Below are 25257 nucleotides of genomic sequence, written 5' to 3'. Positions count from 1 at the left end.
GTTCGCGCGGAGGCGCGGAGGGGTTGTGGAGCGGACGCTTGCAGTCTGTCTGGCGAAGCCTCGTTCCTGCCTCGCAGGAGATAGAGTGCCGCTGTCGCGGCAAGCGCAACCTCTCTGCGCCTCCGCGCCTCTGCGCGAAATCTAACTCCTTCTTCTCTTCGCGCCTTCGCGCCTTCGCGCCTTCGCGTGAACCAATCTTCTTCGACCGACCAAAACGCGCAACCCTTCCGACCGCGCGCCAAATCCGGTAAAGGCCCGCCGATGACCACCCCGAAAACCTTCCACGTCAAATCGTTCGGCTGCCAGATGAACGTCTATGACGGCGAACGCATGGCCGAGCTGATGGCGGCTGAGGGCATGACCGCGACCGACGACGCCAATGCCGCCGATCTGGTCGTGCTCAACACCTGCCACATCCGCGAAAAGGCGACCGAAAAGGTCTATTCGGACATTGGTCGCCTGCGCAAACACGGGTCCGACCCGATGATCGCCATCGCCGGCTGCGTCGCGCAGGCAGAAGGGGCGGAGATCGTCCGCCGCGCGAAGGTCGATGTGGTGGTCGGCCCGCAGGCCTATCACAACCTGCCGAAGCTGGTGGCGGACGCGGCGGCGGGCAAGCCCGCGCTCGACACCGACATGCCGGCCGAATCTAAATTCGGCCATTTGCCTGCCCGCCGCCGCAGCGGCCCGTCGGCGTTCCTGACGGTGCAGGAAGGCTGCGACAAATTCTGCACCTATTGCGTCGTGCCTTACACACGGGGGGCAGAAATCAGCCGCTCCTTCGCCCGGATCATCGATGAGGCGAAGGCGCTGGTCGATGGCGGCGCACGCGAGATCACGCTGCTGGGGCAGAACGTCAACGCCTGGACCGATACCGATGGTCGCGGCCTCGACGCGCTGATCCGCGAGCTGGACCGCCTGCCCGCGCTGGAGCGGATTCGCTACACCACCAGCCATCCCAACGACATGACGCAGGGCCTGATCGACGCGCACCGCGACGTCGAGAAACTGATGCCGTTCCTGCACCTGCCGGTACAGGCGGGCAGCGACCGGGTGCTCAAGGCGATGAACCGCAGCCACACCGCCGACAGCTATCTGCGCCTGCTCGACCGTGTCCGCGCCGCCCGGCCCGACATCGCGCTATCGGGCGACTTCATCGTCGGTTTCCCCGGCGAAACCGAAGCGGAGTTTCAGGAAACGCTGCGCCTCGTCGATGCGGTCGGCTATGCGCAGGCGTACAGTTTCAAATACTCGCCCCGCCCCGGCACCCCCGCCGCCGACATGGCGGGCGAGGTTCCGATGGAGGTGATGGACGACCGTCTGCAGCGCTTGCAGGCGTCGCTGCTGCGCGACCAGAAGGCGTTCAACGACGCGGCGGTCGGCCGCACCTGCACCGTGCTGGTCGAACGCGCCGGCCGCCACGCCGGACAGATGCTCGGCAAGTCGCCCTGGCTGCAATCGGTCCATTTCGACACCGACGCCCGCATCGGCGATATGGTCGAGGTGGAGATCGTCGCCGCCGGTCCGGTGTCGCTGTCCGCCGTCGAACGGATGCGGGCGGCGGCGTGAGCGACGCCCACGCGCTGGCGACGCGCGACGGCATCACCGACGACATCGCCTATCTCCGCGCCGCCTATCCCCGCGGCGACTGGGCGAAACACGTCAATTTCGGGCAGCTGTGCGACTTCTGGCTGCACGTGCATCAGTCGCTGCGGACCGAAGGCGGCGCAGTCGAGGGGATCATCGCCGATTTCCGCGAAGGCCGCCTCGACGCCCAGGCGTTTCCGCACCGCTTCGTGCCCGCGCTCAACCAGTTTCTGGGGCACCTCGACGGGCATCACCGGATCGAGGATGCGGTCTATTTCCCGAAGTTCCGCGCGCTCGACCCGCGCATGCAACGCGGTTTCGACCTGCTGGAGGCCGATCACCACGCGATCCACGACGCGCTCGAAACCACGCTCGGCAGCGCGCGCGGCCTGCTCGCCAGCCTGAGCGAACCGAACCGCGACGCTCGCGTGGTCGACACCCATGCCGACCATGCCGCGCTCTTGACCCGGCTGCTGCTGCGCCATCTGGCGGATGAAGAGGATCTGGTGATCCCCGCGATGCTCGAACATGGCGAACGTCGCGTCGGCTGAACGCTTCGCCACTTAAATCAGCAACTTGATATACTATATCGGCAATCAATTCGCCGGGCCGGCATTGCACGCGGCGGAATGCTCTCATTCACGGAAACACCAGCATCATGACGACCCCTGCCAAGGGCTATGCCGCCCAGTCGGCCGACAGCAAGCTCGCCCCCTTCTCGTTCGAACGCCGCGATCCGCAGCCGAACGACGTCGCGATCGACATCCGCTATTGCGGCGTCTGCCACAGCGACCTCCATACCGCGCGCAGCGAATGGCCCGGCACGCTCTACCCCTGCGTTCCGGGGCATGAGATCGTCGGCACGGTGACCGCCGTCGGCAGCGACGTGACCAGGTTCGTCGTCGGCGACACGGTCGGCGTCGGCTGCATGGTCGACAGTTGCGGCGAATGCCCGTCCTGCCATGACGGCGAGGAGCAATATTGCACCGGCACCGGCTTCGTCGGAACCTATAACGGTCCCGATCCGGTCATGGGCGGCCACACCTTCGGCGGCTATTCCGACCATATCGTCGTCGACCAGGACTTCGTGCTGAAGATCCGTCATGACGAGGCCGACCTCGCCGCCGTCGCGCCACTGCTGTGCGCCGGCATCACCACCTATTCGCCGCTCAAGCATTGGGGCGTCGGTCCGGGGCAGAAGGTCGGCATCGTCGGCCTGGGCGGTCTCGGCCATATGGGCGTCAAGATCGCGGCGGCGATGGGCGCCGAGGTCTATGTCTTCTCCACCTCGCCCAACAAGCGCGACGATGCGATCCGACTGGGTGCCAAGGACCTGATCGTGTCGAAGGACGCCGATGCGATGGGCGCGCATGCCGGCAGCTTCGACTTCATCCTGAACACCGTCGCCGCATCCCACGACCTCGACCAGTTCCTCGCCCTGCTCAAGCGCGACGGCACGATGACCCTGGTCGGCGTACCGGAAACGCCGCACCCCTCGCCCTCGGTCGGCAACCTCGTCTTCGGTCGTCGCTCGCTCGCCGGTTCGCTGATCGGCGGCATCGCCGAGACGCAGGAGATGCTCGATTTCTGCAACAAGCATGGCCTGACCGCCGATATCGAGATCATCGACATGGCGGAGATCGAAACCGGCTTCGACCGCATGGCGAAGAGCGACGTCAAATATCGCTTCGTCATCGACATGGCGACGCTGGGTTGACGCCCGTCGGGGGGATGTGCGGCGAACCGCGCTCCCCCCGTCATTTATCGCTGTCCCGCCGCCGCGCGCTCTGCCACATTGGCGCCGATGCAGTCGCACCGCGCCGTCTCTGGGCCAATGATCCGCCTTCGCGCGTTGATGGCTCGATGCGCGAGTTCCGCCACCTTCCTGCTCTCCCTGGCCGGGCGCATCCTGCGTGCCGGCCTTTTCGCGAAAGGATCGCATGAGCCGCAAGCCCGTCCCCGCCCAAGCCGGTCAGCGCGCCCGCGCCGAAATCAGCTTCGACAAGCCGCAGCTCCTCTCCCGCCTGTTCGGCGAATTCGACGCCAATTTGCTGGCGCTGGAGGAACGGCTGGGCGTCTATATCACCGCGCGCGGCGATCGGGTCGGGATCGAGGGATCGGCCGAGGCCGTGGCCCATGCGCGTGAGGTACTGAACGAACTCCACCGCCGCATCCTGCGCGGCGAAGAGGTCGATCCCGGCCTGATCGATGCGGTGATCGCCATGTCGTCGCAGCCCGCGCTCGACGGCATCTTCCGCGCCGAAAGCGGCCAGGGCGCACCGTCGATCATGATCCGCACGCGCAAGAAGACGATCGTGCCGCGCACCGTCGCGCAGGCCAGCTACATGCACCAGCTGCTGTCCAACGACATCATCTTTGCTCTCGGGCCGGCGGGCACCGGCAAGACCTATATCGCCGTCGCGCAGGCCGTGGCCCAGCTCATCACCGGCAGCGTCCAGCGCCTGATCCTGTCGCGCCCGGCGGTCGAGGCGGGCGAGAAACTGGGCTTCCTGCCGGGCGACATGAAGGAAAAGGTCGACCCCTATCTCCGCCCGCTCTACGACGCGCTGAACGACTGCCTGCCCGCCGAACAGGTCGAACGCCGCATCCTGTCGGGCGAGATCGAAATCGCGCCGATCGCCTTCATGCGCGGCCGGACGCTGGCCGACGCCTTCGTCATTCTCGACGAAGCGCAGAATACGACGCCCGCGCAGATGAAGATGTTCCTGACCCGCTTCGGCCAGAACAGCCGCATGGTGGTATGCGGCGATCCCAACCAGACCGACCTGCCCGGCGGCGTCCAGGCATCGGGCCTCGCCGACGCCACCCGCCGGCTGGAAGGGATCGAGGGCATCGCCTTCGCCCGCTTCGGCGCCGGCGACGTCGTCCGCCACCCGATCGTCGGGCGCATCGTCGAAGCCTATGAGGGCAAGGATGCTTGATGCGGAGTATATCCCGCATTAGGTTGCGGGATATACCGTTCGGAGGATGCCATGGCGTCGCTGTATATCAAGGACCCTGAAACCGCGGCAGCCGTAGCGCGCGTGGCCAAGCGTCTTGGTACTAGTAAAACGCAGGCCGTGCGCGATGCCATCCGCCGGGTCGAGGATGATCTCGACAAGGCGACACGCCGCCAGAACCTGCACGAATGGATGCGGGAATATCGCAAGAAAAATCCTCTTCCGCCTCCGACCGGACTGAAAGCGGACAAGGCGTTTTACGACTGGCTGTCCGGAGAGGAAGACGTCGTTGACCCTGTTCGTTGATGCGTCAGCACTAGTGGCGATGATCGCTGGCGAACCGGAGGGCGGATCGATGATGGATCGGGTAATGCATGACGCCGATCCGATTTGGTCCGCAATGACCGAATGGGAAACCGTTCTGGCGCTCTGCCGGTCCTATCGCTACCCCATCGAGCGCGCGCGTCAGGAGGTACGCGACACGGCCGCGGCGGCGGCATTACGGCGAGTTGACATCGGCACCGAAGAGTCAAAGGCCGCGCTAGACGCGTATGATCGCTACGGCAAGGGTCGCCACGAAGCGAAGCTCAACATGGGCGATTGCTTCGCCTATGCCTGCGCCCGTACCAACAACGCCGAATTGCTCTACAAGGGCGACGATTTCGCAAGGACCGACCTGAGATGATCGACATTGCCGTGCAGGCAGAGGCCGACTGGCCGCAGGACATCGCCTGGGAGGCACTCGCCACCCGCGCCGCCACCGCCGCCATTGGCCGGACGCCGCAGGGTGCATGGCTGACCGATCCCGCGTTGATCGAGATCGCGGTCCGCCTGACGTCGGATGACGAGGTCCACACGCTCAACCGGCAGTACCGGCAAAAGGACAAGCCGACCAACGTCCTGTCCTTTCCGATGATCCAGCCCGACCTGCTGTCGACCGTCACGCAGAACAGCGACGATGGCGAGGTGCTGCTGGGCGATATCGTGCTCGCCCACGGCGTCTGCGTGGGCGAAGCGGAGGAACGCGGCATTTCCGTCGCCGATCATGCCACGCATCTGATTGTCCATGGCTGCCTGCATTTGCTAGGCCATGACCATCAAAATGATGCCGAGGCGGAAGCCATGGAGGCGATCGAGCGTTCCACGCTCGCCGAACTCGGCCTGCACGACCCCTATCCCGTTACAGAGGACTGACACGACCATCATGGCCGACGTTTCGACCAGCACCGCGCCCGGCGACAGTAGCAGCTCCGAAGGGGGCATATGGCGGGGGCTGCGCTCGCTGATCTTCGGCACCGACGCCAGCGAGACGCTGCGCGAACGGATCGAGGAAGTGATCGCGGCGCATGAGGACGAAAACGATGCACCGGTCGCGGGCGACCTGTCGCCGATCGAGCGCAAGATGCTGCGCAACATCCTGCATTTCGGCGAACGCGATGCCGGCGACATGGGCGTGCCGCGCGCCGATATCGTCGCGCTGGAGGAGAACACGCCCTTCGCCGATGTCGTGAAGCTGTTCGCCGAAGCGGGACACAGCCGCCTGCCAGTCTATCGCGAAAAGCTCGATACCATCGTCGGCATGGTGCACGTAAAGGACGTGTTCGCGATCCTTGCCAAGGGCGAGGAGCCTCCCCCGACCGCGATCAGCCTGCTGCGGCAGCCGCTCTATGTGCCGCAGTCGATGGGCACGCTCGACCTGCTGGCGCAGATGCAGGCCAGCCGCACCCATCTCGCCATCGTGCTCGACGAATATTCGGGCACGGACGGCCTCATCACGATCGAGGATCTGGTCGAGGAGATCGTCGGCGCGATCGAGGACGAGCATGACGAGGCGCCGACCGACCTGTTCGTGCCGCTGGACGGCGGTGCGTGGGAGGCCGATGCGCGGGCGGAGCTGGAAGACGCCGCCGAACTGATCGACCCGCGCCTGGGCGAGGTCGAGGAAGATGTCGAGACGCTGGGCGGCCTCGCCTTCGTGCTCGCCGGCGAAGTGCCGAAACAGGGCACCTGCCTCGACCATCCCTCGGGATGGCGGATCGAGATCATCGCCGCCGACACCCGCCGCGTCCTGCGCCTGCGCCTCCACCCCCCGTTGCCGGCGGTCGAGGAATAGCCCGCCGCGCATCCTGCGCCGACCTTCCCCCCTTCCGTCACCCCGGGCTTGACCCGGGGTCCGCTTTTTCGCCGTCGGGGCCAACGACGCGGGCGCTTTCGGCCTGATCGCCGCAATCGATCACATCGCGCGAAACTACGCGTTCCGGTGCCATGATACGGTCGTATTCTTTGGGTACGGTTCCTGACGTAACAAGCCACTGGTTACAGCTGAAACCATGGCCTAAGGCGGGGACATCCCCCGCATAACGAATCGGATGGAGCCGCGGGACGCGGCGCTGACGATGGTCGCGCCCTCCCTACTGCATCCGACGGGCCGCCGATGCTGCTCCCTTGGCATCGGCGGCCCTTTTCGCTTTGCCGCGCGGGGGCGCGCTTGTATCCACGCTCCATGCGCAAACATGCCGTCCGTTTCGGAATCGTCCTGCTGGTCCTTGTCGCCGGGCTGGTCTTCTATCTCACCCGCCCCGACCGGGCACAGCTGAGCGAAAACGCCGTCGCCGGCCGCGTGCCGCAGCTGTCGCAGGTCCGCAAGCAGACGATCCCCACCGTCCGCGTCGCCGAACCGACCGGGTGGCAGGACGGCCAGACCCCGACCGCCCCGGCGGGCCTGCAGGTCCAGGCGTTCGCCAAGGGCCTCGACCATCCGCGCTGGCTCTACCGCCTCGCCAATGGCGATGTGCTGGTCGCCGAAACCAACAGCCCCCCGCGCGAGGGCGGCGGCATCACCGGCTTCTTCATGCGCCTGTTCATGAAACAGGCCGGCGCCGGCGCCCCGTCCGCCAACCGCATCACCCTGCTGCGTGACGCGAATGGCGACGGCGTGGCGGAGGGGCGCTCGACATTGCTCAGCGGGCTGAACTCGCCCTTCGGCATGGCGGTGGTCGGCGACTGGCTGTACGTCGCCAACACCGACGCGCTGGTCCGCTATCCCTTCCGCGTCGGGCAGACCCGGATCACCGCGGATGCGGAAAAAATCGTCGACCTGCCCGGCGGCGGCAATCACTGGGCGCGCAACGTCGTCGCCGATCCCGATGGCGAGTCGCTGTACGTCAGCGTCGGCTCGGCCTCCAACATCGCCGAAAACGGGCTGGAGATCGAAAAGAACCGCGCCGCCATCTGGCAGGTCGATCCGGAAAAGAAGAGCTTTCGCATCTACGCCACCGGCTTGCGCAACGCGAACGGCATGGCGTTCGAACCGCGGACGAAGGATTTGTGGGCGGTCGTCAACGAACGCGACATGCTCGGCTCCGACATGCCGCCCGATTACCTGACCAAGGTGGAGTTCGGCGGCAACTATGGTTGGCCGTGGCATTATTGGGGCGGTTATATCGACGACCGCGTCCAGCCGCAGCGCCCCGACCTGCGCCAGTATGTCGCCCGCCCCGACTATGCGCTCGGCGCCCATGTCGCGCCGCTCGGCCTCGCCTTTACCGGTGACATGCGATTGGGCGACCGTTTCGCCAATGGCGCGGCGATCGGCCTGCACGGATCGTGGAACCGCGTGCCTCCCTCGGGCTACAAGGTCGTGTACGTGCCCTTCGCCGCCGATGGCGGTTTCCCCGCGAAGGATGCGAAGCCGGTCGATCTGCTCACCGGCTTCCTCTCGGCCGATGGCAAGCAGGCGTTCGGCCGCCCGGTGGGCGTCATCGCCGACCGCACCGGCGCGATGCTGGTCGCCGACGATGTCGGCAACGTGATCTGGCGGGTCAGCCAGCCGCTGGCGACGCGCTGATCCGCACGCCGCCCTTCTCCCCAGGCGTCACCCCAGCGCAGGCTGGGGTGACGTCGGTGGCGTTAGGGACCTACTTCAACAACGCCGGCCCGTCGCGGCCCAGCTTCTCCTTGATCTTGTTCGCGAACATGGCCAGCATCGGCGGCAGGTCGAGCACCGCATGGACATGGGCGTCGTGCATCTCGCAACGTGCCTTGACCGTCTGCCCCATCCCGCTGACCGTGAAGTGCAGCGTGTCGCCGTCCCAGCGCTTGTCGTGCATCACGCCGCCGGGGATCATGTTCGCCAGCTTGTCGATGCCGCCATCGATCCGCTGCCGCACGCCCGCACGACCCAGTTTGTGGGGGATATCGACTTCGACCGGTTGGTTCATGGAAACTCCTCTTCGCGCCTTATTTAGTGCGCGACGCTCTTGGAAAACAGGTTCATCACGATCACGCCCGCGATGATGAGCGCCATGCCGAGCATCGCCGGGACGTCCAGCCGCTGCCCCTGCCAGCCCCAGGCGATGCCCGCGACCAGCACGATCCCGACCCCCGACCAGATCGCATAGGCGATCCCCGTCGGCATGGTCCGGAGCGCCAGCGACAGGCAGTAGAACGCCACCGCATAGCCCGCGACCGTCACCAGCGACGGCCCGATCCGGGTAAACCCCTGCGTCGCACGCATGGTCGAGGTGGCGATCACTTCGGCGACGATCGCGATGGCGAGCCAGGCATAGGCAGTCATGGGCTCGGGATAGCAGCTAAGCCCGCCGATGGCGCGTGGTTCTCGACAAGCTCGAACCGAACGGGGCTGAGTTCTGGCGCCCCCCCACCCCGATCCCGTTCGGTTCGAGCAGCTTCGAGCCTGTCGAGAAGCGTCCATCGAGAACGCCGCGCTCGGGGAAGTCCGGTCCCAACAGGCTCGAACTGAACGAGGCTGAGTTCTGGCGCCCCCCATCCCGATCCCGTTCGGTTCGAGCAGCTTCGAGCCTGTCGAGAAGCGTCTGTCGAGAACGCCCCGTTCGGGGCAGTCCGGTCCCAACAGGCTCGAACCGAACGAGGCTGAGTTCTGCCGCCCCCACCCCGATCCCGTTCGGTTCGAGCAGCTTCGAGCCTGTCGAGAAGCGTCCGTCGAGAACACCGCGTTCCGGGCACCCCATTCTCGACAGGCTCGAACCAAACGGAACACGATGGAACCGCCCCCTTGCACCCACCCCCCGCAAGCCGGATATGCACCCGCGTGCCCGCTCTCCTCGCCCTGCTCGCCGGCCTGACCTCGGCCCTTGGTTTCGCGCCGCTCCAATGGTGGCCGGTCACGCTCGCCGCGCTGGCGCTGTGGCTGTGGGTCGTCCATCAGGCGCCGACGCTGAAGGCGGCGCTGTGGCGCTCCTGGCTGTTCGGCGTCGCCCATTTCACCATCGGCAACAACTGGATCCAGCACGCCTTCGACTTCCAGGACCGGATGCCGCCGGCCCTCGGCTATGTCGCGGTCGTCGGCCTCGCGCTCTACCTCGCCATCTACCCGATGCTGGCGGGCGGCATCGCGTGGAAGCTGGGCCGGCGCAGCGGGCGCCCCGACCTCGCCTATGTCGCCATCGCCGCAGCGGCATGGATCGCGACCGAATATGCGCGCGCCATCGTCTTCACCGGCTATGCGTGGAACCCGATCGGCGTGATCTGGGTCCCGACCCCGCTGCGGGGGCTGGCGACGATCACCGGTACCTACACCCTGTCGGGCCTGACCGTGTTGCTCAGCGGTACGATCCTGCTCGCCCCGACACGCGTCCGACGTACCGGCGTGCTGGCGGTATTCGCGCTGCTGATGGGCTGGTTCCTGTGGCGGGGCGATACCCCCGCCCGGATCGCCGCCACCCCCGATGCCCCGCGCGTCCGCGTCGTCCAGCCGAACTTCCCGCAGGAAGCGGTCCGCAGCCCCGGCTACGACCAGCGCCTGCTCGAAAGGCAGATCGAGCTCTCCGGCACCCCCGGCCGCGCCCCGCGCCTGATCGTCTGGCCCGAAGGCACGGTGAACTATTATCTCGAGGACGGCTACCCGCCCGAATGGTACGAAGCGCCCCCCGCCCTGCTGCGCGCCCGCATCGCCAGCATCCTCGGCCCGCGCGACGTCGCGCTGGTCGGCGGTACCGCACTGAACTTCGGCCCGCGCGGCCAGCTGACCGGCGCGGGCAATTCGGTGTTCGCCCTCACCCCCGACACCCGAATCGCCGGTCGCTACGACAAGGCGCATCTGGTGCCGGGCGGCGAGTATCTCCCCATGCGCTCGATCCTGCAGCCGCTGGGGCTCTCGCGCCTCGTCATGGGCGACATCGACTTCGCCCCCGGCCCCGGCCCCGCCACCCTCACCCTGCCCGGCTTCGGCCAGGTCGGCATGCAGATCTGCTACGAGATCATCTTTTCAGGCCAAGTCGTCGACCGCGCCCATCGTCCCGCCTTCCTGTTCAATCCGTCGAACGACGCCTGGTTCGGCACCTGGGGCCCGCCACAGCACCTCGCCCAAGCCCGCCTGCGCGCGACCGAGGAAGGGCTGCCGATCCTGCGCGCCACCCCCACCGGCATCTCGGCGGTGATCGACGCCAGCGGCGCGCTGGTCGCGACCATCCCGGCGGGCCGCGCCGACGCGATCGAAGTGCCGCTGCCCGCCCCCCGCGCCCCCACGCTGTTCGCACGGGTCGGCAACTGGATGGCGCTGCTGGCGATAGTTTTGCTGTGCGGCCTCGCGATTGCCATCCGCCGCCGCGCGCGCTAGGGCACCGACATAAGGAAAGCTTTATATGCGGCATGGCAACGGCCGCGCGCTTTCCCTCTAGCCTAGAGGAAGTCCATGCGTTCCAATTATCTCTTCACCTCGGAATCGGTTTCCGAAGGCCATCCCGACAAGGTCGCGGACCAGATTTCCGACTCGATCGTCGACCTGTTCCTGTCGAAGGACCCCGAAGCGCGCATCGCCTGCGAAACGCTGACCACGACCCAGCTCGTCGTCCTCGCCGGCGAAATCCGCTGCAAGGGCGTGTTCGAAAACGACCAGTGGGCCGAGGGTGCCGAAGCCGAGATCGAGCGCACCGTGCGCGAAACCGTGAAGAAGATCGGCTATGAACAGTCGGGCTTCCACTGGGAAACCTTCCGCTTCGAAAACAACCTGCATGCGCAGTCGGCGGATATCGCGCAGGGCGTCGACGCATCGGGCAACAAGGACGAGGGCGCCGGCGACCAGGGCATCATGTTCGGCTTCGCCTGCGACGAAACGCCCGACCTCATGCCGGCGACGCTGGATTACAGCCACAAGATTCTGGCGAAGATGGCCGCCGACCGCCATTCGGGCGCCGCGCCGTTCCTCGAACCCGATGCCAAGAGCCAGGTCACGCTGCGCTTCGAAAACGGCAAGCCGGTCGCCGCGACCGCGATCGTCGTCTCGACCCAGCATGCCGCCGGCTACGACAATGGCGACAAGGAAGCCGAGCTGCACAATTACGTGAAGTCGGTCGTCGCCGACGTGCTGCCCGCCGACCTGCTGTCGGACGCGACCGAATACCACATCAACCCGACCGGCAGCTTCGAAATCGGCGGCCCGGACGGTGATGCGGGCCTGACCGGCCGCAAGATCATCGTCGACACCTATGGCGGCGCCGCCCCGCACGGCGGCGGCGCGTTCAGCGGCAAGGACCCGACCAAGGTCGACCGTTCGGCGGCCTACATCACCCGCTACCTCGCGAAGAACATCGTCGCCGCCGGCCTCGCCAAGCGCTGCACGATCCAGCTCGCCTATGCGATCGGCGTGTCGAAGCCGCTGTCGCTCTATGTCGACACGCACGGCACCGGCACCGTCGCCGACGACGCGATCGAAACCGCGATCGCCGGCATCGAGAAGCTGGGCGGCCTGACCCCGCGCGGCATCCGCACGCATCTCGGCCTCAACAAGCCGATCTATCGCCCGACCGCCGCTTACGGCCATTTCGGCCGCAAGCCCGAAGGCGACCTGTTCCCGTGGGAAAAAACCGATCTGGTCGACGACCTGAAGGCCGCGCTCGCCGCCTGATTTCCGGTCGACACGGTTCGAAAAAAGGGGGAGGTTCGCCGGCGACGGCGGGCCTCCCTTTTTCATGACCGCCGCATGGGAGGACAGGATGCGAACCGCGACGGCACTCTTGGCGATGATCCTGGCCGCGCCGGCCGTGGCGCAGACCGCGCCCGCCCAAACCCTGTCGGCGGAGGAACGCGCGGCGCTGGACCGCACTACCGAACGCGGCCGCCTGCTCGCCGCCTATGATCGGGTCGCATGGCTCGGCACCGACGATGTGCAACGGCGCCTGCCCGACTGGCGGCAGAAGCTCGGCGGCTGGATCGTCGAGGGGCCGGCGACCGCACCGATCCTGACCTTCCACGACCGGTCGCAACCGCCCCGCGCGCTCTACACCGCGCGCCTGGTCGGCGGAAAGCTCGCCGATGCGAAGCTCGTCCCGGCCGACGCGGCGGCCCTGTCCCCGTCGCAGCTCAGCCTGATCGCCGCCCGCGACAGCGCGGCCAAGGCGATGGGCGCCGCCGCCCTGCGCCCCTGCGGCCCGGCCTTCAACACCGTGGTCGTTCCACCCGCCACCGCCAGCGACGTGACCGCAGTCTATTTCCTGTCCGCCCAGACCAAGGCCGACGACATGCCGATCGGCGGCCATTACCGCGTCGATGTCGCACCCGACGGCCGTGCCGGCGCGCCCTATGCCTTCTCAAAGGGCTGCATGACGCTGCCCCCGCCCTCCGCGAAGCAGCGCGTCGTCGGTGGCGTCGTATCCACCCTCACCGCGCCGCTCCCCAACGAAGCGCACAGCTTCGTCGTGGAGGCGTATCAACGGCGGCTGTTCGTCATCACGCCACTCAGCGGTAATCGCATGTTTGCGCTCAAGCCCGGCGCTCCGGCCGTGCTCATCCCCTCACCCGCCACCAAGGCGGGACGAGCACCGAAGCCCGCCGCCTAGTTCGCAACCACCTACCCGTCACCCCGGGCTTGACCCGGGGTCCCGCTTCTCCATCCCCGCGCGCGCCGGCGCGAAAGCCGCTCCAACGCCACAACCGCCTCGACATCCCACCCAAAAGTAGGAAAGGTTCGCCCACGACAGACGGCCCGACGAACGGCCGCTCAAGAGGGGATGACATGCGGATATGGATGGCTGCGCTGGCAGCGGGGATGATGGTCGCGACACCGGTCGCCGCGCAACAAAGCGGCACGGCGATCAGCGCGAAGCCGGGCAAGCCCTATCGCTTCAAGCATAGCGGCATCACGACCCCCGCCCAGCTGGACGGCATCGCCCGCGTCGGCGTCCGGCAATTCGGCGATCAGGAACTCGACGTGTTCGCCAAATATGAAAATGGCGAGGACATGATTACCGTCTATGTCTATCGCTCGCTCACCGGCAGCGTGCCGGTGTGGTTCGACCGCGCCCGCGCCTCGGTCGAACAGCGCCGCGAATTGTTCGGCAACGTCGCGCCGGTCGTGCCCACCGCCTTCACGCCGCCGGGCCAGTCGACCGCCAGCGGCCTGATGGCCGGCTGGACGTTGAACAAGCCGCCCTATCGCGGCACCGCGCTTGCCATCCTGCCGGTCGGCGAATGGCTGGTGAAGGTGCGCTACAGTTCCAGCAAGATGGACGGTGCGGCGGTCGCGGCGCGCATCCCGGCGATCCTCGGCGCGCTCGCATGGCCGCGGACGATCCCCGCCGCGCCCGCCGCCGCGCCCGTCGCGGCGTGCGCCACCCCGCTCGTCTTCGATGCCGCCGCAACCGCGGTGACCGATCCCAAGGCGATTCAATCCGCCGCGCTCACCGGCGGCCTGATCGCGGCGGCGGCGGACGGCAAGGGCACGCCGCCCGCCACAGCGCCGCTCTGGTGCCGCGATCCGGCCCCCGCCCCGTTCGGCGCGGCCTATCGCGAAAATGCCGAACCGGAGGGCTATCTGCTCGCGATCAGCGACAGCGGACGCGGCATTGCGGTCCAACCCGATGTGATCGCGCGCGAACTGGGACAGGCGGAGGGCAAGCAGGTCCGCCAATGGTCGGTCGCCGGCTATGAACCCGGATCGGTCGCGACCCACACGCCGATGACCGGCCTGCCTTCGCCCGAAACGCTGATCGGCGTGCTCGACCGGCCCTTCCTTGCGAGGACGACGACCTGGGGCAAGAAGCGCGACGTCGCGGTGAACCCCGACGTGTTCAAATAGGGCGAAGCGCTTTCCTACACCGGACGGCGCTGCCATGCTCGCCGATGCCCTTTGACATCGTCGGCTCCCCTACGTCACCCCGGACTTGATCCGGGGTCCCGCTTCTCGCGTCACGCCGGGAGCGAAGTGCCAACTTCGGCGCAGAAAGTTACGACCAACCCACTGTAAGAAAACAAAATATAGGCTGACAAAAATTCGACGCCCCGCAACCTTCGTCAACTTCCAGCCTCCGGCATCACCCGCGCGACGATCGCCTCCGCCGCCCAGCCGATGACCGCCCCGGCCACCACATCGATCGGGAAATGCGTGCCCCGCGGCACCTGGATCGCGGCGATGGTTGCAGCGGCGGCATGGACCGGCACCGCCGCCTGCGGATATTCCCGCGCCACCGCCCGCGCCACCGCGACCGCCCCGGCGGTATGGCCGGACGGAAAGGAATTGTGCGGGCCTTCGTCATGGTCGCCGGGCTTCGGCCGATGTGCCTCGCGACTGGCGAACAATTTGGGTCGCGCCCGGTCGACATTATGCTTGATCGCCGATTTGGCCAGCGTCGCCAGCCCATGCGCCATCAGCATCCGTATGCCCGTCCGCGTCAGCCGGGCGTCCTGCGCGATCAGCCCGGCGGCGATGGTGGTCAGGTTGATCGCGACCATCGGCGGCTGGTCGGCCACCTCGCTCAGCGTGCCGGCGACCTTGACCACCGGATGATGCCGCAGCTCGGCGGCCACGCCATGGCCGAGGTCGATATCGGCATCGACCAGTTGCTTCGCCCCGCGCTTGGCTTTCTTCTTCTTGCCCATGGCCCTCCAACCCCCGGCCCGCGCGGAAGCTCCTTGTCGACACGCCGCCCGGGCGGGTAGGAGCGCCGCGATGAACGATCCCACCACCATTCGCCGCCTCTATGGCCGTCGTCAGGGCCACAAGCTGCGCCAGGGCCAGGCCGCGCTGGTCGAGGAACTGCTGCCGCAGGTCTCCGTCCCCGATACCGGACCGCTCGATTCGCATGTGCTGTTCGGCGACGACCGCCCGGTCGAGGTGGAGATCGGCTTCGGCGCGGGCGAACATCTCGCCGGACAGGCCGGTGCCCGCCCGCATCACGGCTTTGTCGGCTGCGAACCGTTCCTGAACGGAGTGGTCGGCGCGCTGAACCATATCCGCGACGACGAACTCGCCAATGTCCGCCTGCACATGGGCGACGCGCTGGAGGTGATCGAACGCTTCCCGGATGGCAGCCTCGAGCGCGTCTATCTGCTCCACCCCGATCCCTGGCCCAAGGCGCGCCATGCCAAGCGCCGCATGATGAACCATGGGCCCATGGACCTGATCGCACGCAAGCTGCGGCCGGGCGGCGAGTTCCGCCTCGGCACCGACGACCCGACCTATTGCCGCTGGGCGATGATGATCATGGACCAGCGCCGCGACTTCGTGTGGCAGGCACAAACCGCCGCCGACTTCCTGACCCGCCCCGCCGACTGGCCGGAAACCCGCTACGAACGCAAAGCCCGGCGGCAGGGCCACGAAGTCTGGTATTTCCGCTACGTCCGGGTCTGACGCCGCTCAGGTCAGCGCCGACTTGCGCGGCGGGTCGTCTTCGGCGGGCGTGTGCGGTTGCTCGCGGTCCAGCGTGTCGCTCGGGCGGCGGGCGTCGCCGTCGCGCTGGTGATCGACCGACAGGTTGGCATCGCCATCGGTCGGGGTCTTGGGATCGGGCATCGTCGCTCTCCTCGTTCCCTCAATGCCCGGGACGCGCGGGACGTTCCCCCCGCTATACCGCGACGGGGCTCGCCACCCGGCCGCCCTCGCCAAAGATGCGGAGGTAACGGGCGATATCTGACGGATCGCCGGTCGCCTTGGCCGGATTGTCCGACAGCTTGACCGCCGGACGCCCATTGGCGCTGATGACCTTGCATACCAGCGAGATCGGCTCCAGCCCCTCGCCCCCCAACGGGTCGCAGCCGCGGAAATCGTTGGTGAGGTTGGTGCCCCAGCCGAAGCTCATGCGCACGCGTCCGTGAAAATGTTGATAGGTCTTCAGGATGCTGTCGACGTCCATCCCGTCGGAAAAGATCAGCAGCTTGGACCGGGGATCGACGCCCTGTTCCTGCCACCAGCGCAATATCTGTTCGCCCCCCTCGATCGGTGGCATGCTGTCGGGGCGGAAGCCGGTCCAGTCCGCCAGCCAGTGTGGCGCGTTGCGCAGGAACGCGGTCGTCCCGAACGCATCGGGCAAGGCGATCAGCAGGTTGCCGCCATAATGCCGTCGCCATTCCTCCAGCACACGGTAGGGCGCGGCGGCGATCCCCGCATCGTCGTCGGACAGCGCCGCCTCCACCATCGGCAGTTCGTGCGCATTGGTGCCGATCGCCTCGACCCCCGCCTGCATCGCCAGCAGCACGTTGGAGGTGCCGACGAACCGGCTGCCCAGCCCCTCCTGCAACGCCTCGACGCACCAGCGCTGCCACAGGAAGCCGTGGCGCCGGCGGGTGCCGAAGTCCGACAGGACCAGATCGGGCAGCGTGCGCAGCCGCTCGACCTTGTCCCACAATCGCGCCTTCGCCCGGGCATAGGTCACGTCCAGCGCGAACCGGCCATGGTCGCGCAGCGCCGCCCGCGCGCGGAGTTCGTTCAGGATGGCAAGCGCCGGAATCTCCCACAGCGACGTTTCGGCCCAGGGACCGTCGAAATGCAGTTCATACTGGCCATCGCGCACCGACAGCTCATAGTCGGGCAGCCGAAACCGGCTGAGCCAGTCGATGAAACCCGGCGCGAACATCCGCTCGACGCCGTAGAAGCTGTTACCCGCCAGCCAGATCAGTTCCTGCTTGGAAAAACCGACCGTACGGGCATGGTCCAGCTGCGCGCGGAGTTCGCCTTCGTCGATGACCTCGGCCAACCGCACCGACTTGCTGCGATTGATCACGGCAAAGGTCGCGCGGACGTCCGGATGCACCTCGCGGATCATCTGCACCATCAGCAGCTTGTAGAAATCGGTGTCGAGCAGGCTGCGCACGACCGGGTCGAGCCGCCAGCCATGGTTCCATACCCGGGTCGCGATGTCGGTCATTACCATGGGGGGCCTTTTGGGATGTGGATATACAACTCGGCGGGGCGGAAGGCCCGTCCCGTTTCGAACGTTCCGGTCGGGTGGAGCACGCCGCGTTCCAGCATGCGGCGGCGGAAGGCGGGCTTGTTGAGGGGGCGGCCGAGCACCGCTTCGTGGACCGCCTGCAACTCGCGCAGGGTGAAGCGTTCGGGCAGCAGGGCAAAGGCGGCGTCGTCGATCGTGGCCCGCAACCGATCCAGCGTCAGCGCGACGATGCGATCATGGTCGAACGCCAGCCGCACGTCCCGCCGCCCCGCCGGATCGAGCGGCGCCCAGCATTGATCGTCGCGAAGCCGCACTGCCGCCATCCGCGCGGGATCGAGCAGGACACGGTAGGCGATGCTGATGATCCGCATCCGGGGATCGCGATCGACCGCGCCGAAGCAATGGACCTGTTCGGGCGAACCGCCGGACAAGCCGGCCTTGTCGTGCAGCACCCGCCCGGCCGCCGCCTCCAGCGATTCGTCGATGCCGACGAAACCCCCGGGAAGCGCCCAGTCGCCGGCGAAGGGCGGACGATCCCGCCGGGCCAGCAGGACGCCCAACGTGCCGTCGATCATCCCGAGCGCAACGCAGTCGACCGCTACCGATGGCCGATCATAGTCCGCCGGATCATAGCGATCGAGGAACCCCGCGTCTTCCATCCGCTTTACATATATCCGATTAGCGAATATGTAAAGCGGCAGGAGGACCGTTCCGATGCGTGATCTGATCATCGTGGTCGATACCCAGGCCGATTTCATGCTGCCCGATGGCGCCCTGCCCGTCCCCGGCGCAGAGGCGATCGTCGCACCGCTGGCCCGATGGCTTGCGCAACGAACCGAAGCGGATACGGCGGCGATCATCTTCACCTTCGACACGCATTATGCGGAAACCTATCCCGACAGTCCGGAAGCGAAGCTGTTCCCGATCCACTGCGTCAAGGGCACACCGGGGTGGCGCAACCTGCTCGACCCGCTGGCGGTGCCGGCGACGATCCCCTGCCGGACGCTGGAAAAGGGCGTGTTCGACATGTGGGCCGAAGACGGGCTGATGCTGCACGATCCGAGGAACGAACTGCCTCCCGTCCCGCGCGACACATTCTTCGCCGATCTGCGCGACCAAGGCGTCGGGCAGGCGATCGTCGTCGGCGTTGCGGCGGACTATTGCGTGCGCTGGGCGATCGACGGATTGGTCGATCGGGGATTTGCGGTGACCGTCCCGGCAGCACTGACGCGGGGCATCGATCGCCCGATCGAACAGGTACTTCGTGAAGATTTTGCAGGACGTCCGGTTGCGAACTAATGCATTCGGCGTACGGCCGTTACGGCAAGCCGTTGTTAGGGGCTGTTGCAATAGTGTAGGGTCACGCCCATCGCTGGTCGACCAGCACCCGGACAAGGGATTGTAAATGCCGCATATTCTGGTCGCAGACGATCATCCGATGTGCGCGACGGCGTTGGGAATGGCGGCGCGGGCGGTCGATCCGGGGATCACCAAGGACTGCGTGACGACCCTGGCGGAAGCCGAGGAACAGGTTCGGCGGACCGATTACGACCTGATCCTGCTCGACCTGATGCTGCCCGACGTACAGGGGTTCGCCGGTCTGGCGGTGTTGCGCGCGATCCGGCCGGCGGCGACCATCGCCATCGTTTCCGGTCGCGAGGAGCCGGCCGTCGTCGCCCAGGCACAGGCGCTGGGTGCGAAGGGTTTCATTCCGAAATCCTCGTCGATCGACCAGATGGTCGGCGCGATCCGCGCGTTGCTGGACGGGCAGAGCTGGCTGCCGGAGGGCATTGCGGAGACGTCGCTCAGCGACCACCGCGTCGACCTGGCCGAACGTGTCGGCACCCTTTCGATCGCGCAGCTTCGCGTGCTCCGCGCGATCGTGAACGGGCATCAGAACAAGCAGATCGCCTATGACCTGCAACTGGCCGAACCGACGGTGAAATCGCACCTGTCGGCGATCTTTCGCAAACTGGGCGTCAGCAACCGGACGCAGGCGGTACTGGCGCTACAGGCGTTCGACGCGGAGAACTGATCCGTTCAGGCCGCCTCCTCCATGGCGGCGCGGGCGGCGTTGATCACGTCGCGCGCGCAATCGTCGATCCGTTCCATCAGCCGCGGATCGACCGTAGCATCGTCGTCGATCTTCTCGATCTCCGCCAGCGCGGCGATCAGCGGCGCCGCCCCCATGCTGGCCGCTGCCCCCTGAAAGGCATGCGCCTCCCGCCGGGCAAGGTTGTTGCGGCCATGGGCGAGCAACGTGCGCAACCGGTCCGGTACGCGGCGGGCATCCTCGATCAGCAACGACAGCAACGTGTTGCGCTGTTCCGCGCCCAGCACGTCGGTCAGCGCGCGGATACGCTGCGGATCGATCGGGCGGGCATCGGGTGTCCCGGCCGACGGTCGGCCGGGCGCGGCGGCCCGGTGATTGAGCAAGGTGCTGAGCTGCGCCATGTCGACCGGCTTGGTCAGCACGCCGTTCATGCCCGCCTGCGCAATGTCGGCGCGGCGTTCGGTCGACAGGTCGGCGGTGATCGCATGGATCGGGACGGTGGCCCCCGCCCCGCCCCATGCCCGCATCGCACGCGTCGCGGCCAGCCCGTCCATTACCGGCATCTGCACGTCCATCAGCACCAGGTCCACCGGATTGCCGACCGGCGCGGTGACATATTCGACCGCGCGCGCGCCGTTTTCGACCGAGACGACATGGTGCCCCAGTCGCCGGACGATTTCGGCCAGCAGATAGCGGTTGATGTCATTGTCCTCGACGACCAGCACCGTCATCGCATTGGTGGCCGCCGGCACCGACGACGCGCCGCCGTCGATCGACGCGCGGTCCGCATCGTCCGTCGTCGCCGTTGCCGGGGGCAGCGGAATGTCGAACCAGAAGCGTGATCCGGCGCCCGGCGCGCTGGCGACCTGAATCGCGCCCTGCATCGATTCGACCAGCATCCGGCTGATGCTGAGGCCGAGCCCGGTGCCGCCATAGCTGCGCGTCGTCGACGCATCGGCCTGTACGAACGGTTCGAAGATCGCGTCGAGGCGGTCGCCGCGGATGCCGACCCCGGTATCGGTGACCTGGAACCGCCAGCGGTCCCCGCCCTCGCGCGTGGCGGAAATGGCGATCGTTCCGGTGCGCGTGAACTTCACGGCATTGCCGACCAGATTGGTCAACACCCGCTGCAATCGCGCCGGATCGCCGATCACCCGGCCGGGGGCAGCGTCCAGCTCGATCGAGAGGGCATGTCGGCGCGCTTCGGCCGCGAAGAGTTCGGCGACGGTCTGCAACAGCTGACGGGGTTCGAAGGCGATCGCCTCCGGACTGCCATGCCCGCCCTCCAGCTTGGAGAAGGTCAGCACGTCGTCGACGATCGCCGACAGCGAGCGTCCGGCGGTTTCCAGCGAATCGAGATGCCGCATCCGTTCGGTGCGATCCGGCGTGTCGCGCAGCAGCTGGACCGCGGCGAGGATCGAGGTCAGCGGCGTCCGGATTTCATGGCTGATCGTAGCGGTGAAGGTTTCCTTCGCGGCCAGCGCCCGCTCCGCCTCCTCGCGCGCGGCGCGCAGGTCGGTGATCGCCGCGACATGTTCGGTAATGTCCTGGAACACGCCGAACAGCCCGACGATCCCCGCACCCGGCGCGGTTTCGGCTTGGCCACGCGACCGGACCCAGCGAATCTCCCCGTCCGCCCGGACGATGCGGGCATCGAATTCGAACGAACCGCCCTGCCCGATCGCCATGCCGATGCGGCTGCGTACCTTCACCCGGTCGTCGGGATGATAATGGTGGATCGCGCTGGCGATGCCGGGCTCCGGCGGCCCGTCCAGCCCGTGGATGCGAAAGACCTCGGGCGACCAGAACAGGCGCCAGTCGGCGAGGTTCAGCCGCCAATGGCCGATCCCGGCGGCACTTTCCGCCATCGCGAGCAAGCGCTGCTGTTCCTCCAGCTCATCGAACGAGGTGACGGCCCCGCCCTCGGCCGCGCGGCGCTCGGCAATGTCGCGGATCGAGCCGATCACCTCGGCACGCGCGGGATCGTCGCCGACCATCCGGAACGCGCCTTCCAGCCACAGATAATGGCCGTCGCGATGCAGCATGCGATAGCGGACGACGACGCTGGGCCCGGCCGGTTTCAGTCCCTCCAGCGCCCGCTGCACCCGGTCGCGGTCGTCCGGGTGGATCAGCTGGAACGGGCTCTGCCCCAGCAGTTGATCGGGCGGGTAGCCGAGCAGCTGTTGCGACCCCGACGACGCGTAACGGCGCAGGCCATCCGGCCCCAGGCGGATGATCAGGTCGGTCGAATGATCGGCCAGCAGCCGCAGATGCCGTTCATTCTCGCGGATTTCGGTGAGCGCGAGCCATTGTTCGTACACCAGCGCGGCGACGGGAAAGGCGGTCAGGGTAAACGCGGCGATGAAGAGCTGAAGATAGAGGATGCGGTCCGGTGCGGGCACCAGCAGCCGGGCGATCGGCCCGACCCCCTGCAACGTGCAGACGATCGCGATACTGCTGATCGCGATGGTCGATGCCGCCGCGCCGGCAAAGCGATACAGCAGCGCCGCGAACACACCACAGGGCAGCAGCAGGAACAGCACCGGATAGGTGTTGACGGTGAACAACAGCCCGGCGAGCCCGATGGTGACCGCCATTACCAGCACGATCGGCAACGACAGGATGCCGATCTCCTCCGACAGCCCCTGTCGCGTCGCCTTGAGCGCGGGCAGCAGCACGATCAGCCCCATGGCATTGGCCGCGAACCAGCGGATCACGTCGCGGGTCTCGACGGCGCCGGACAGGAGCAGCCGGAAATGCACGAACAGCGCTGTGACCAGGACCGCGCCGGCCAGCGCGATCAGGACGATGGTGACATAACCGCGCAACAGGCGCGGATCGGGATGGGCCACGCGTATCGCCGATGCGACGGCGGTGATACCGATCAGGTCGATCGCGCCATAGCCCATGATCGAGGCCGTGTCGGAATAATGGCACGCATTGGCAGTCACCAGCGCCACGCCGGTGACGGCCAGCAGCAAAGGCCAATGCCGCCGGGAATAGCGGATCAATATCGCGACCGCGATCGGATTCGCCACCCACATCAGTTCGGTGCCGCCGAACCATTGCCCGCCGCACAGCATCACGACCGCGAGGAAGTAGATCAGCAGGCCATAGCCGAGGATGCGCGGAACCATCCGCAGCGCATGGAGCGGTCGAACGGCGGGGACCGCCCCGGCGTGCGGCCGGGGCGTGATGGCGTCGGATGGTCCTGATTCGCCGGTCATGCGCAATGCTACTCAGGATCGCAGCGGGGGTCGATGCGGAGCGGCCCCATGCGATGCCGGACGGACGGCGGCGTCAACCGTCGCCCTCGCCCTCCGCATCGGCGACTGTCCGGTGCCCGCTGCCCGCCCAGCGCCGGGCGAACAGCCGCCCGAGCAGTGCCGGCAGGCCGGGGGGCAGGAAGAGCCAGTCGCGGATCGCCGGGCCGCGATCGGCACCGATGGTCCGCTTGTACCCGCTGTCGCCCGCGCCCCAGTCCACCCGGGTGATGCCGTCGGCCAGCGCGCGGACGAGGTTGCGGTAATAGAGCAGCCGTCCGGGCGAGTGCTTGGCGACGCGGGTGTCATAGCTGTTGGCGATCGCATATTTCAGCGTGCCGGCATTGAGGTCGAACGAGAATGCCACGGGTTCGCCGTCGATGCGCAGCAGCGCCGCCCAGAGCATGTCGGCCAAGACCGGATCGGCGACCAGCCGCCGCCAGAACCGGCCATGCCCACCGGTGGTGAACTTCGCATCCCGGCCATCGGTGCGCGTCGCGATCCAGCTCGCATCTTCGACGGCGGCGAGGGCATCGAAGGCGTCGAGCGTCCAGTCCGCGCCGGAGATGAAGGACCAGTCCGGCGTGCCGTGCGACGCCAGATGCTTTTCGTTGAACCGGTTCTTGCGCAGCGTCGAATTGCGTGGCCACGCACCGTCCGCCTGCTGTGCCGCCATGTCGAGCAGATAGCTGTCGGCGATGAAGCGCGGCAGGGCGCGCCAGCCCTTCGCCGCGGCGGCATCCTGCAATCCGGCGAGCAGGGGATCGTCGTCATAGACCGGGCCGAGCCGGAAGCCGCGCGTCGCCCGCCGTGCCCCGTCCAGCAGCGCGGCGAAGTCGGCGGCGTCCGCATCGGCCGCGACCGGGCCGCTGCGAAACGGCCAGTAGCAGCCCGGAACCTGTCCCAGTCCGACCGGCTTCGGGCCCAGCCCGACCAGCGGCAGCGCGATGACCGGGCGGCCGTCGCGTTCGACCACCAGCGTGCGGGCATCGCCGCCATAGCTTTCGACTGCCGCGACATACCATTGCCGGCGCAGGAAGCGGTGGGTTTCGGCGGCCTGGGCGGCGACCGTGTCGACCGCTTCGGCGATACCGTCGGCGACGCGGGTGTTCGGGGCATTGGCGGTGGCGGGCAACAGCATGGAAAGGGCAATGCCACGAACCTCTTACGATCCGGTAGCCGTAACCTGCGCGCATTTTGGACCATAGTGCGGATCTCGCGGCCTTGCCGCCATCGGAGGGGCGAGGCATACCGCCCCGGTGGAATTCGAACCCGTCCTGTCGACCGTCGCCAAGACGATCCAGACCGCCATCGCGCCGGTCTTCCTGCTCGCCGGGATCGGCGCGATCCTGAACGTCATGGTCGGGCGCCTGGCGCGGATCGTCGACCGGGCGCGCGACCTCGAAAAGCTGCATCCTAGCTCGACCGGCCCCGAACATGCCCGCCACGTGTTCGAACTGCGCCTGCTCGACCGGCGGATCCGCATCATCAACAATGCGGTGTTCCTGGTCGTGCTGTCGGCGGTCGCCAACTGTACCGTGGTCGCGATGCTGTTCATCGCCGAACTGCTCGACCTCGGCCTCGGCAAGGCGGTGGCGATCAGTTTCGTCCTGTCGATGGTGCTGCTGATCGGCGGACTGGTGTGGTTCCTGTTCGAAGTGCGCCTGTCGGTCCATGCGATCCGGGTGCGCGCCGAACTGCTGGAGCGCGAGCGGACGTGACGCCGGCGCGTGAGCGCACGCTGTTGCAGGCGGCGGTCGCGCTGGTATGCATCGTGCCGTTCGGCGCGTCGCTGACCGGCATCCTGCTTGGTGCCGCATGGCTGCAACCGGCACCCGCCACCGATCTGGATAGCCATTTCCGATACCTGTCCGGCCTGTTCCTCGGCATGGGGATCGCCTTCGCCAGCTGCGTGCCCGGCATCGAGCGCAAGACGGCACGGTTCCGGCTGTTGGGGATGATGGTCGTGCTGGGTGGGCTGGCACGGCTCTGGTCGCTCGTCATCCTTGGCCCGCCATCGACGGGCCATGCGGTCGGGCTGTGCATCGAGCTGATCGTCGTGCCGCTGCTGCTGGCTTGGCAGGCGCGCGTGGCGAGACGGCTCCGCTTGCCTGGTTGACCGCACCGCTTGGGGGAGCGGACCCGCCGGTGGCTGATGGCGCCGCGCCCTCTTCGGTGACATGGCCCGGAGCGTCCAGCCGACTCGTGGCACGGCGTCATCCCCGGCATCACCAGCGGTCCGGCTTTGCACG

General features: G+C 67.4%; 26 protein-coding genes. 18 read left to right on the top strand and 8 right to left on the bottom strand.

Going from position 1 to position 25257, the window contains the following annotated elements:
• Positions 1 to 261: 261 nt before the first annotated feature.
• The 9 genes from miaB to CA237_RS05170 all read left to right on the top strand — a co-directional run bounded on the left by miaB (position 262) and on the right by CA237_RS05170 (position 8394).
• Positions 262 to 1569 carry a tRNA (N6-isopentenyl adenosine(37)-C2)-methylthiotransferase MiaB gene (miaB, locus tag CA237_RS05210; RefSeq protein WP_126013210.1) on the top strand — a complete coding sequence of 436 codons (1308 nt, stop codon included), beginning with the start codon at positions 262 to 264 and terminating at the stop codon, positions 1567 to 1569.
• A complete protein-coding gene (locus CA237_RS05205) occupies positions 1566 to 2138 on the top strand; it encodes a hemerythrin domain-containing protein (RefSeq protein WP_066689455.1) in 573 nt (190 codons plus the stop codon). The genes miaB and CA237_RS05205 overlap by 4 nt, the downstream gene beginning before the upstream one ends.
• A gap of 107 nt (positions 2139 to 2245) precedes the next feature.
• Positions 2246 to 3304, top strand: coding sequence for an NAD(P)-dependent alcohol dehydrogenase (locus tag CA237_RS05200; RefSeq protein ID WP_066689456.1), 1059 nt, complete (start codon positions 2246 to 2248; stop codon positions 3302 to 3304).
• A 223-nt stretch (positions 3305 to 3527) separates the two neighbouring features.
• Entirely contained in the window at positions 3528 to 4529 is a 1002-nt protein-coding gene (locus CA237_RS05195) for a PhoH family protein (protein ID WP_066689457.1), read from the top strand.
• 51 nt (positions 4530 to 4580) lie between these two features.
• Positions 4581 to 4853, top strand: coding sequence for a type II toxin-antitoxin system VapB family antitoxin (locus tag CA237_RS05190; RefSeq protein ID WP_066689458.1), 273 nt, complete (start codon positions 4581 to 4583; stop codon positions 4851 to 4853).
• Positions 4837 to 5232 (top strand): type II toxin-antitoxin system VapC family toxin, encoded by a 396-nt coding sequence (locus tag CA237_RS05185; protein ID WP_066689459.1) that lies wholly within the window; start codon positions 4837 to 4839, stop codon positions 5230 to 5232. Before CA237_RS05190 ends, CA237_RS05185 begins: the two co-directional genes overlap by 17 nt.
• Positions 5229 to 5741, top strand: a complete 513-nt coding sequence (ybeY, locus tag CA237_RS05180; RefSeq protein WP_066689460.1) for an rRNA maturation RNase YbeY — start codon at positions 5229 to 5231, stop codon at positions 5739 to 5741. The genes CA237_RS05185 and ybeY overlap by 4 nt, the downstream gene beginning before the upstream one ends.
• Before the next feature lie 10 nt (positions 5742 to 5751).
• Positions 5752 to 6660: a hemolysin family protein gene (locus CA237_RS05175; RefSeq protein ID WP_066689461.1), complete on the top strand. Its 909-nt coding sequence runs from the start codon at positions 5752 to 5754 to the stop codon at positions 6658 to 6660.
• 390 nt (positions 6661 to 7050) lie between these two features.
• On the top strand, positions 7051 to 8394 hold the full coding sequence (locus tag CA237_RS05170) for a sorbosone dehydrogenase family protein (RefSeq protein ID WP_066689462.1): 1344 nt from the start codon (positions 7051 to 7053) through the stop codon (positions 8392 to 8394).
• A 70-nt stretch (positions 8395 to 8464) separates the two neighbouring features.
• On the opposite strand, the gene CA237_RS05165 is transcribed toward CA237_RS05170, so the two are convergent.
• The gene (locus CA237_RS05165; RefSeq protein WP_066689463.1) at positions 8465 to 8767 is read right to left on the bottom strand and encodes a polyhydroxyalkanoic acid system family protein; all 303 of its coding nucleotides are present in this window, start codon (positions 8765 to 8767) and stop codon (positions 8465 to 8467) included.
• A gap of 23 nt (positions 8768 to 8790) precedes the next feature.
• A complete protein-coding gene (locus CA237_RS05160) occupies positions 8791 to 9123 on the bottom strand; it encodes an SMR family transporter (protein ID WP_066689464.1) in 333 nt (110 codons plus the stop codon).
• 495 nt (positions 9124 to 9618) lie between these two features.
• Here CA237_RS05160 and lnt point away from each other — a divergent pair, with 495 nt between their 5' ends.
• The 4 genes from lnt (at position 9619) to CA237_RS05140 (ending at position 14601) form a co-directional block, all read left to right on the top strand.
• On the top strand, positions 9619 to 11145 hold the full coding sequence (lnt, locus tag CA237_RS05155; RefSeq protein ID WP_241215438.1) for an apolipoprotein N-acyltransferase: 1527 nt from the start codon (positions 9619 to 9621) through the stop codon (positions 11143 to 11145).
• A 75-nt stretch (positions 11146 to 11220) separates the two neighbouring features.
• On the top strand, positions 11221 to 12432 hold the full coding sequence (gene metK, locus CA237_RS05150) for a methionine adenosyltransferase (RefSeq protein WP_126013206.1): 1212 nt from the start codon (positions 11221 to 11223) through the stop codon (positions 12430 to 12432).
• A gap of 88 nt (positions 12433 to 12520) precedes the next feature.
• Positions 12521 to 13363 (top strand): hypothetical protein, encoded by an 843-nt coding sequence (locus CA237_RS05145; protein WP_126013203.1) that lies wholly within the window; start codon positions 12521 to 12523, stop codon positions 13361 to 13363.
• A gap of 176 nt (positions 13364 to 13539) precedes the next feature.
• Positions 13540 to 14601 carry a hypothetical protein gene (locus CA237_RS05140; RefSeq protein ID WP_126013200.1) on the top strand — a complete coding sequence of 354 codons (1062 nt, stop codon included), beginning with the start codon at positions 13540 to 13542 and terminating at the stop codon, positions 14599 to 14601.
• 215 nt (positions 14602 to 14816) lie between these two features.
• Here the strand turns inward: CA237_RS05140 and CA237_RS05135 are convergent, their stop codons facing one another.
• Positions 14817 to 15401 carry a phosphatase PAP2 family protein gene (locus CA237_RS05135; RefSeq protein ID WP_164523834.1) on the bottom strand — a complete coding sequence of 195 codons (585 nt, stop codon included), beginning with the start codon at positions 15399 to 15401 and terminating at the stop codon, positions 14817 to 14819.
• A gap of 70 nt (positions 15402 to 15471) precedes the next feature.
• Between CA237_RS05135 and trmB the strand changes: the two genes are divergently transcribed.
• Positions 15472 to 16152, top strand: coding sequence for a tRNA (guanosine(46)-N7)-methyltransferase TrmB (gene trmB, locus CA237_RS05130; protein ID WP_066689470.1), 681 nt, complete (start codon positions 15472 to 15474; stop codon positions 16150 to 16152).
• A gap of 6 nt (positions 16153 to 16158) precedes the next feature.
• Here the strand turns inward: trmB and CA237_RS19595 are convergent, their stop codons facing one another.
• The 3 genes from CA237_RS19595 to CA237_RS05120 are packed head-to-tail and all read right to left on the bottom strand — an operon-like array spanning position 16159 to position 18348.
• Positions 16159 to 16314 carry a hypothetical protein gene (locus CA237_RS19595; protein ID WP_164523833.1) on the bottom strand — a complete coding sequence of 52 codons (156 nt, stop codon included), beginning with the start codon at positions 16312 to 16314 and terminating at the stop codon, positions 16159 to 16161.
• A 52-nt stretch (positions 16315 to 16366) separates the two neighbouring features.
• Positions 16367 to 17671, bottom strand: a complete 1305-nt coding sequence (pncB, locus tag CA237_RS05125) for a nicotinate phosphoribosyltransferase (protein WP_066689471.1) — start codon at positions 17669 to 17671, stop codon at positions 16367 to 16369.
• Positions 17665 to 18348 carry an NUDIX hydrolase gene (locus tag CA237_RS05120; RefSeq protein WP_066689472.1) on the bottom strand — a complete coding sequence of 228 codons (684 nt, stop codon included), beginning with the start codon at positions 18346 to 18348 and terminating at the stop codon, positions 17665 to 17667. Before CA237_RS05120 ends, pncB begins: the two co-directional genes overlap by 7 nt.
• 55 nt (positions 18349 to 18403) lie before the next feature.
• Here CA237_RS05120 and CA237_RS05115 point away from each other — a divergent pair, with 55 nt between their 5' ends.
• Both CA237_RS05115 and CA237_RS05110 read left to right on the top strand, forming a co-directional pair.
• Positions 18404 to 18988, top strand: coding sequence for an isochorismatase family protein (locus CA237_RS05115; protein ID WP_066689473.1), 585 nt, complete (start codon positions 18404 to 18406; stop codon positions 18986 to 18988).
• Between the two features lie 106 nt (positions 18989 to 19094).
• Complete coding sequence (locus CA237_RS05110; RefSeq protein WP_066689474.1) at positions 19095 to 19724, top strand: response regulator transcription factor; 630 nt, start codon at positions 19095 to 19097, stop codon at positions 19722 to 19724.
• Positions 19725 to 19729: 5 nt separating this feature from the next.
• On the opposite strand, the gene CA237_RS05105 is transcribed toward CA237_RS05110, so the two are convergent.
• Both CA237_RS05105 and CA237_RS05100 read right to left on the bottom strand, forming a co-directional pair.
• On the bottom strand, positions 19730 to 22969 hold the full coding sequence (locus CA237_RS05105; RefSeq protein WP_126013194.1) for an ATP-binding protein: 3240 nt from the start codon (positions 22967 to 22969) through the stop codon (positions 19730 to 19732).
• 73 nt (positions 22970 to 23042) lie between these two features.
• A complete protein-coding gene (locus tag CA237_RS05100) occupies positions 23043 to 24146 on the bottom strand; it encodes a GNAT family N-acetyltransferase (protein WP_066689476.1) in 1104 nt (367 codons plus the stop codon).
• 118 nt (positions 24147 to 24264) lie between these two features.
• Here CA237_RS05100 and CA237_RS05095 point away from each other — a divergent pair, with 118 nt between their 5' ends.
• Positions 24265 to 24726, top strand: a complete 462-nt coding sequence (locus CA237_RS05095; protein ID WP_066689477.1) for a DUF2721 domain-containing protein — start codon at positions 24265 to 24267, stop codon at positions 24724 to 24726.
• Positions 24723 to 25124 carry a DUF4345 domain-containing protein gene (locus tag CA237_RS05090; protein WP_066689478.1) on the top strand — a complete coding sequence of 134 codons (402 nt, stop codon included), beginning with the start codon at positions 24723 to 24725 and terminating at the stop codon, positions 25122 to 25124. Before CA237_RS05095 ends, CA237_RS05090 begins: the two co-directional genes overlap by 4 nt.
• The last annotated feature ends 133 nt before the right edge of the window (positions 25125 to 25257 follow it).

The organism is Sphingomonas sp. ABOLH, from assembly GCF_003951715.1.
Taxonomy (GTDB): Bacteria; Pseudomonadota; Alphaproteobacteria; order Sphingomonadales; family Sphingomonadaceae; genus Sphingomonas; species Sphingomonas hankookensis_A.
This window is presented reverse-complemented; position numbering and strand designations above follow the sequence as displayed.

Bases quoted from the DNA above. Each gene is read 5' to 3' on its own strand.
- CA237_RS05165 (WP_066689463.1), bottom strand. From the start codon at position 8,767: ATGAACCAACCGGTCGAAGTCGATATCCCCCACAAACTGGGTCGTGCG.
- CA237_RS05160 (WP_066689464.1), bottom strand. From the start codon at position 9,123: ATGACTGCCTATGCCTGGCTCGCCATCGCGATCGTCGCCGAAGTGATC.
- CA237_RS05195 (WP_066689457.1), top strand. From the start codon at position 3,528: ATGAGCCGCAAGCCCGTCCCCGCCCAAGCCGGTCAGCGCGCCCGCGCC.
- CA237_RS05190 (WP_066689458.1), top strand. From the start codon at position 4,581: ATGGCGTCGCTGTATATCAAGGACCCTGAAACCGCGGCAGCCGTAGCG.
- CA237_RS05170 (WP_066689462.1), top strand. From the start codon at position 7,051: ATGCGCAAACATGCCGTCCGTTTCGGAATCGTCCTGCTGGTCCTTGTC.
- CA237_RS05110 (WP_066689474.1), top strand. From the start codon at position 19,095: ATGCCGCATATTCTGGTCGCAGACGATCATCCGATGTGCGCGACGGCG.
- ybeY (WP_066689460.1), top strand. From the start codon at position 5,229: ATGATCGACATTGCCGTGCAGGCAGAGGCCGACTGGCCGCAGGACATC.
- CA237_RS05105 (WP_126013194.1), bottom strand. From the start codon at position 22,969: ATGACCGGCGAATCAGGACCATCCGACGCCATCACGCCCCGGCCGCAC.
- metK (WP_126013206.1), top strand. From the start codon at position 11,221: ATGCGTTCCAATTATCTCTTCACCTCGGAATCGGTTTCCGAAGGCCAT.
- CA237_RS05135 (WP_164523834.1), bottom strand. From the start codon at position 15,401: ATGGGCAAGAAGAAGAAAGCCAAGCGCGGGGCGAAGCAACTGGTCGAT.
- CA237_RS05120 (WP_066689472.1), bottom strand. From the start codon at position 18,348: ATGGAAGACGCGGGGTTCCTCGATCGCTATGATCCGGCGGACTATGAT.
- trmB (WP_066689470.1), top strand. From the start codon at position 15,472: ATGAACGATCCCACCACCATTCGCCGCCTCTATGGCCGTCGTCAGGGC.
- CA237_RS05140 (WP_126013200.1), top strand. From the start codon at position 13,540: ATGCGGATATGGATGGCTGCGCTGGCAGCGGGGATGATGGTCGCGACA.
- CA237_RS05200 (WP_066689456.1), top strand. From the start codon at position 2,246: ATGACGACCCCTGCCAAGGGCTATGCCGCCCAGTCGGCCGACAGCAAG.
- CA237_RS05145 (WP_126013203.1), top strand. From the start codon at position 12,521: ATGCGAACCGCGACGGCACTCTTGGCGATGATCCTGGCCGCGCCGGCC.
- CA237_RS05115 (WP_066689473.1), top strand. From the start codon at position 18,404: ATGCGTGATCTGATCATCGTGGTCGATACCCAGGCCGATTTCATGCTG.
- CA237_RS05100 (WP_066689476.1), bottom strand. From the start codon at position 24,146: ATGCTGTTGCCCGCCACCGCCAATGCCCCGAACACCCGCGTCGCCGAC.
- CA237_RS05175 (WP_066689461.1), top strand. From the start codon at position 5,752: ATGGCCGACGTTTCGACCAGCACCGCGCCCGGCGACAGTAGCAGCTCC.
- pncB (WP_066689471.1), bottom strand. From the start codon at position 17,671: ATGGTAATGACCGACATCGCGACCCGGGTATGGAACCATGGCTGGCGG.
- miaB (WP_126013210.1), top strand. From the start codon at position 262: ATGACCACCCCGAAAACCTTCCACGTCAAATCGTTCGGCTGCCAGATG.
- CA237_RS19595 (WP_164523833.1), bottom strand. From the start codon at position 16,314: ATGCCCGATCCCAAGACCCCGACCGATGGCGATGCCAACCTGTCGGTC.